Origin of the sequence: Sphaerisporangium sp. NPDC049002, from assembly GCF_040649355.1 — a bacterium.
Classification (GTDB): Bacteria; Actinomycetota; Actinomycetes; order Streptosporangiales; family Streptosporangiaceae; genus Sphaerisporangium.
Genome location: NZ_JBEZFH010000341.1, coordinates 1 through 4846, shown reverse-complemented (window position 1 = coordinate 4846; position 4846 = coordinate 1). Strand labels below are relative to the sequence as shown.

Sequence of the window (4846 nt, the reverse complement as noted above, 5' to 3'; positions counted from 1 at the left end):
CCAAAGGCAACGAGTGTGGATCGCGATGGTGCTGGCCCAGGAGACGCCGTACCTGCTGCTCGACGAGCCCACCACCTTTCTCGATCGGCGGCTCGCCCACCACCACGTACGCCGAGAACATCGGCGTGATGGCGGCCACCCGGGTCTACTCCACGGCCGCCTACTACATCGCCGCCGTGGTCGCGATCCTGTTCGGCCTGATCCCCAAGTTCGGCGCGCTGGTCGCCGCCACGCCGGGTGGCGTGCTCGGTGGCATCACGGTCATCCTGTACGGCATGATCGGCCTGCTGGGCGCGAAGATCTGGATCGAGAACCGGGTCGACTTCTCCAACCCCGTGAACATGGTGCCGATCGGAGCGGGCATCATCCTCGCCATCGGGCCGGTGTCGCACCAGATCACCAAGGACTTCTCGCTGGCGGGCATCGCGCTCGGCACGATCGTGGTCCTCGGCGGATACCACCTGCTGCGCGTGATCTCCGGACGGTCGGGAACCGCCGGCGAGCAAGGTCCCGCGCAGGCCCTCGTGGAAGGGAGAGACAGCACTTCGTGAAGCCTTCGGCGTTCGACTACCACGCGCCCCGCGACCTCGGCGAGACCCTTGCGGTCCTCGCCGGGGCCGGGGCGCACGGCAAGGTGCTGGCCGGCGGCCAGAGCCTGATCCCCCTTCTCAACATGCGGCTGGCGGCCCCGTCGCACCTGATCGACATCAACCGCGTCGCCGCGCTCGACACCATCGCGGTGGAGGACGGCGGCGTGCGGGTCGGGGCACTGGCCAGGCACGCGGCCGTGGAGCGGTCCTCCCTTGTCGCGCGGGCCCAGCCCCTGCTCCGCGATGCGCTCAAACTGGTCGCGCACCCGGTGATCCGCAACCGCGGCACCGTCGTCGGCAGCCTCGTCCACGCCGACCCATCGGCCGAGCTGCCCGCCGTGCTGACCGTCCTCGACGGTTCGGTACGGCTGGCGCGGCACGGGGCCCCCGAGCGCGACGTCCCTGCCGGCGAGTTCTTCACCGGCCCGATGGAGTCGGCCCTGGAGCCGGGCGAGCTGGCGGTCTCGGCGTTCTTCCCGTCCCTGCCCGCCCGCACCGGCACCGCCTTCTGCGAGGTCGCGCGCAGGCACGGCGACTACGCGATGGCGGGCGCCGCCGCCGTGGTGACGCTCGACGAGGACCTGCGCATCGCCTCGGCCCGGGTCGCCTGCGTGAGCGTCGGCCCGGTCCCGGTGCTGCTGGATGTGTCGGAGGTGTGCGCCCACCGGCCCGCCGCCTCCGTCGACTGGGCCGCCGTGGCGCGGGCCGTACGGGACCTCATCGACCCCGACGGGGACATCCACGCGACGGCCGGCTACCGGAGGCACCTGACCGGGGTCCTGGCCGAGCGGGCGCTGCGCATCGCCGCCCAGGAGGCCGCGGACGAGCGAGCTGGGGAGTACCCGAATGAGTGAAGCGCTGCACGAGATCACGCTGACCGTCAACGGCGTCGTGCGCGAGGCCACGGTGCCGGGCCGGCGGCTGCTGTCCGACTGCCTGCGCCGCGAGCTCGGCCTGACCGGCACCCACGTCGGCTGCGAGCACGGCGTCTGCGGGTGCTGCACGGTCCTGCTCGACGGTGAGCCGGTGCGGTCGTGCCTGACCTTCGCGGTCTCGGTGGACGGCCACGAGATCACCACCGTGGAGGGACTGAGCGGGCCCGGCGGGACGCTGTCACCGGTGCAGCGGGCGTTCTCCGAATGCCACGCGCTGCAGTGCGGCTTCTGCACCCCCGGCTTCCTGTGCACGGCCACCGCCCTGCTGCGCGACAACCCCTCGCCGACCGACGACGAGGTGATCGAGGGCATCTCGGGCAACCTGTGCCGCTGCACCGGCTACCAGAACATCGTCAAGGCGGTCCACCGCGCGGCCGAGCTGATGGGTGATGAGGCGTGACGACGAAGCTGTTCGGCGAGCGGGTCCAGCGCAGGGAGGACCTGCGGCTGATCACCGGGCAGGGCCGCTACGTCGACGACCTCGGGCACGACGCGCTCGCCGCCGCGTTCGTACGGTCGCCGCACGCGCACGCCCGCATCCGCGACATCGACGTGTCGGCCGCGCTGGACGTGGACGGCCTGGTCGCCGTCTACACCTGGGAGGACCTGCCCGAGCGGGTCCGCGACCCGCTGCCGCTGCTGATCCCGCACCCGGCGCTGACCCACGGGCGCACCGCGTACCCCCTCGCCAGGGACATCGTCCGGCACGTCGGCGAACCGGTGGTCATGGTCGTGGCGCGCGACCGCTACCTCGCCGAGGACGCCGCCGCCCTCATCGAGGTGGAGTACGAGTTCCTCAAGCCGGTCGTCGGCATCGAGGAGGCCGCGCAGGGCGCCCACCTCGTCCACGAGGACGTCCCCGGCAACGTCGGCGCCCACCTCGTCCAGGAGGTGCCCTCGGCGGCGGGCGCGGGTGCGAGCGAGGCCATCGACGCGGCGCCGCACACGCTGGCGTTCCGGCTCGACTTCGAGCGCAGCGCGTCCATGCCGCTGGAGGGCAGGGGCGTGTACGCCCGGTGGGACCCCGACGACCAATCGCTTCGCGTCTACTCCTCCACCCAGACCTCGACGAGCGTCCGCATGGCGATCGCGTCCAAGCTGGGGCTCCCGCTGCCCTCGGTGGAGGTGATCGCGCCGGACGTGGGCGGCGGGTTCGGCGTGAAGATCGTGCATCCGTGGCCGGAGGAGGTCCTCGTCCCCTGGGCGGCGATGCTGCTCGGCCAGGAGGTCAAGTGGACCGAGGACCGGCGCGAGCACTTCATCTCCTCGGCCCACGAGCGGGCCCAGGTGCAGCACGTGCGGGTGGGCTTCGACGACCGGGGCCGCGTCCTCGGCCTCGACGTCACGATCCTTCACGACCACGGCGCCTACACGCCGTACGGCATCATCGTGCCGATCATCACCGCCACCCAGCTTCTCGGGCCGTACCGTGTCGGCGCGTACCGCGTGGAGTTCTCCTCCATCTACACCAACACGGTGCAGGTCACCCCGTACCGAGGGGCCGGGCGCCCGCAGGGCGTCTTCTGCATGGAGCGCACGATGGACCGCATCGCGGCCCATCTCGGGCTCGACCGCACGGAGGTACGGGCGGCCAACTTCATCCAGCCCGGCGACTTCCCGTACGACCAGGGGCTGATCTTCCAGGACGGCCGGCCGCTGATCTACGACAGCGGCGACTACCCCGAGTCGCTTCGGATGCTCAAGGAGCTGATCGGCTGGGACGGTTTCGCGGAGCTCAAGGCCCGGGCCGCCGCCGAGGGGCGCCGCATCGGCCTCGGCCTCGGATGCTACGTCGAGGGCACGGGCGTCGGCCCGTACGAGGGCGGCCACGTGCAGGTCACCTCCGACGGGCGGGTACACGTGTCGACCGGCCTGACCTCGCAGGGCCAGGGGCACGAGACGGTGTTCGCGCAGATCGCCGCGACCGAGCTGGGGGTGCCGCTGGAGAAGGTCTCGGTGGTGACGGGCGACACGCGGCGCTTCGGCTACGCCGTGGGCACCTTCGCCTCGCGCGCGGCCGTGATGAGCGGCAACGCGATCGCGCTGGCCTGCCGCAAGGTGCGCGACAAGGCGCTGCGCATCGCCGCCGAGGCGCTGGAGGCCGATCCCCGCGACCTGGAGATCGAGGACGGGCTCGTCCGCGTGGTGGGCAACCCCGGGGCGTCCATCCCGCTGGCGACGGTGGCCGTGCTGTCCAACCCCCTGCGGTACGCCTTCGACGAGGAGACCAAGCGGGCCACCCAGTTCTCCGGCGTGTCCTCGATGGACCGGCCGCCCGTCGCTGAGGGGGAGGAGCCGGGGCTGGAGGGGCGCGACTACTACTCGCCCATCCGCTCGACCTTCGCCTCCGGCATGCACGCGGCCATCGTTGAGACCGACCCGGACACCGCGGAGATCCACATCCTGCGCTACGCCGTCGTGCACGACTGCGGCAGGCTCATCAACCCGATGATCGTCGAAGGGCAGATCCACGGGGGAGTGGCGCAGGGCGTGGGCGGCGCGCTGTACGAGCGTATGGTCTACGACGGCCATGGTCAGCTGCTCAACGCCTCGTTCATGGACTTCCTGATGCCGTACGCCACGGAGGTGCCGTTCATCGAGACGGCTCACCTTGAGACGCCGTCGCCGCTGAACCCGCTGGGGATCAAGGGCGCGGGGGAGGCCGGGGTGATCCCCGTCTCGGCCGTCATCGCCTCCGCGGTCGAGGACGCCGAGGGGATCACGATCGCCCGGATGCCCATCTCCCCCTCAGAGCTCCACGAACTGCGGGGACTCGCGGCTCCCTGACCCGTCTGTATCCCGTCTATATCCCGCGGGCCAGCCTTCACAGGCCCGGCCGCCTGGTCGATATGGCCGGACGGAGATGGTCGCTCTGTGTATTCACGCTGCTACATTTCGTGACGGAAGCCGCCCGGATCACCTGGGCACCGCCGTACACGAGGAGGAAGCGGAGTGCAGCCGATGACACGCAGGACGCGTATCGCCGCGACGACGGGCATGATCGGATTCATGGTGGTGGCGCTCGCCACCCCGGCTCCCGAGGCGGTGGCGTCGTCGGGAGTGCCCTCGAAGGCGTCCGCCGGCGCCCAGGGCGCGCCGGAGAACAGGGGACCGGGTGACATCTGTCTCTGGGCGGGGCGCGACTACACGGGCGCGTCATGGTGCTGGAACCCGGGGAACGGCTACGTCGACGTGCCGTCGGCCCTTCACGACAACGTCGGGTCCTTCCAGGCCGACGCCGACGGCTGCTTCATCAACTGGATCCACGTGCCGGACAAGAAGGAGACGCGCGTGGTCAGGAAGGGCGACTACCGCCAGGTG

The 4846-nt window shown here is 71.3% G+C and carries 4 protein-coding genes and 1 pseudogene; all 5 read left to right on the top strand.

What is annotated here, in order from left to right; translation table 11 throughout:
• Window positions 1-80: 80 nt before the first annotated feature.
• A pseudogene (locus tag AB0B89_RS34880) lies at window positions 81-551 on the top strand (solute carrier family 23 protein); the annotation flags it as partial.
• Entirely contained in the window at window positions 548-1444 is an 897-nt protein-coding gene (locus AB0B89_RS34875) for a xanthine dehydrogenase family protein subunit M (protein ID WP_358561575.1), read from the top strand. The pseudogene AB0B89_RS34880 and the gene AB0B89_RS34875, both read left to right, overlap by 4 nt.
• Entirely contained in the window at window positions 1437-1925 is a 489-nt protein-coding gene (locus AB0B89_RS34870; protein WP_358561571.1) for a (2Fe-2S)-binding protein, read from the top strand. The genes AB0B89_RS34875 and AB0B89_RS34870 overlap by 8 nt, the downstream gene beginning before the upstream one ends.
• Window positions 1922-4312: an aerobic carbon-monoxide dehydrogenase large subunit gene (gene cutA, locus AB0B89_RS34865; RefSeq protein WP_358561568.1), complete on the top strand. Its 2391-nt coding sequence runs from the start codon at window positions 1922-1924 to the stop codon at window positions 4310-4312. Before AB0B89_RS34870 ends, cutA begins: the two co-directional genes overlap by 4 nt.
• A 174-nt stretch (window positions 4313-4486) precedes the next feature.
• A partial coding sequence (locus AB0B89_RS34860) for a peptidase inhibitor family I36 protein (protein ID WP_358561565.1) occupies window positions 4487-4846 on the top strand: 360 nt, incomplete at its 3' end.

Excerpts from the sequence above, each read along its gene's own strand:
- AB0B89_RS34870 (WP_358561571.1), top strand. The coding sequence starts at position 1,437 with ATGAGTGAAGCGCTGCACGAGATCACGCTGACCGTCAACGGCGTCGTG.